2 protein-coding genes are annotated in these 1,389 nt (G+C 35.8%); both read left to right on the forward strand.

What is annotated here, in order from left to right; all coding sequences use genetic code 11:
- Positions 1-492 (forward strand): helix-turn-helix domain-containing protein (locus LQZ76_RS09885; RefSeq protein WP_230099542.1); only part of this gene is annotated, 492 nt, incomplete at its 5' end.
- Between the two features lie 32 nt (positions 493-524).
- Positions 525-1,358: an IS3 family transposase gene (locus LQZ76_RS09890; RefSeq protein ID WP_230099543.1), complete on the forward strand. Its 834-nt coding sequence runs from the start codon at positions 525-527 to the stop codon at positions 1,356-1,358.
- Positions 1,359-1,389 lie beyond the last annotated feature (31 nt).

Raw genomic sequence — 1,389 nt, forward strand, 5'->3', positions numbered from 1 at the left:
TTTCTTATGTATTTTTCTCAAAAAATAAAATTAGATGCAATTATTGAGTACCAAAATGGTGTTCCAATTTCAGAGGTAATGCGTAAATATCAGATAAAAGGTTCGGCAACAGTATATGAATGGATTCGTAAATTAGAACAATTTGGAATTTCTGGTTTAAATCGTCCAAAAGTAAAGACACGTATTGATTATTCCTTTAAACTTAAAGTATTAAATTGGCGTCTCGAAACTAAATCTTCGCTTCCTGAAACTGCTAAGCAGTTTCGGATACGAACACCTGCCCAAGTTTATCAGTGGGAACAGGATTTGCTTGCGGGACGACTTAGACCGAATAAAGGAAGTACTGCCAATATGCAAAATAAACCAGAGAAAACCAAGAAAGAATTACAAGATGAGATTGATTACCTACGGGCACGGGTAGCTTACTTGGAAAAACTGGACGCTTTAATTCAAAAGAAGAAGAAATCTCAAACTTCGAAAAAGCCCAATTAGTAGTCGAATTAAAGCGGGAATTAAATATTAAATTGGCAATACTATTGAAAGCAGCACGTCTTTCAAGTAGTAGTTTTCATTATGCAATTAACCATGTTTATAAGAAAGCTGATCCTACAATCGTTGAATTAATTAAAGACATTGTTATGGCATTCAAAGATTACGGCTATCGCCGTGTCGTATTAGCATTACGTAACAAGGGAATCAAAATTAATCACAAGAAAGTACAACGAATTATGCAAGAATATAATTTGCAGTGTACTGCTTATGATAAACAAACTCGGAAATACAACTCTTACAAAGGTCACGTCGGAACCGTTGCTAAGCACAAGTTAAAGCGTCGCTTTATAACTGACCGCCCATTTCAAAAAATTGTTACTGATGTCACTGAAGTTCGCTGGGGCTCTCAAAGTATGCAGGAACGGGCCTATGTTACTGCATATTTAGATCTCTATAGTGGAACGGTACTTAGTTGGAATATTGGCTTAAGTCCGAGTGTGAAATTTGTGATTGATCCACTTGATGAATTGATTAAAAATCGGCCTAGTCTTCCATACAGAATGACAGTACATTCTGATCAAGGACTTCAATATCAACATCATCAGTTCGTAACTACGTTATCAAAAAACCGCATTATCCAAAGTATGAGCCGTAAGGCTACATGTTTAGACAATGCGGTAATTGAGAGTTTCTTCAGAACTTTAAAAGTGTGCACAGTACATCAAGAGCAATATCAAACGTTCGCTGATCTAAAATCAGCAGTTATTGAATTTATGAATTACTACAATAACAAACGAATTAAAGAAAAATTGGATGGCATGAGTCCGGTTGAATTCCAGAATCATGCCATCCAATTAATCGCTTAAAACATCACTCCAATTTATGGGGGTCAGTTCA

It is taken from the genome of Periweissella ghanensis (genome assembly GCF_918814755.1).
GTDB lineage: Bacteria > Bacillota > Bacilli > Lactobacillales > Lactobacillaceae > Periweissella > Periweissella ghanensis.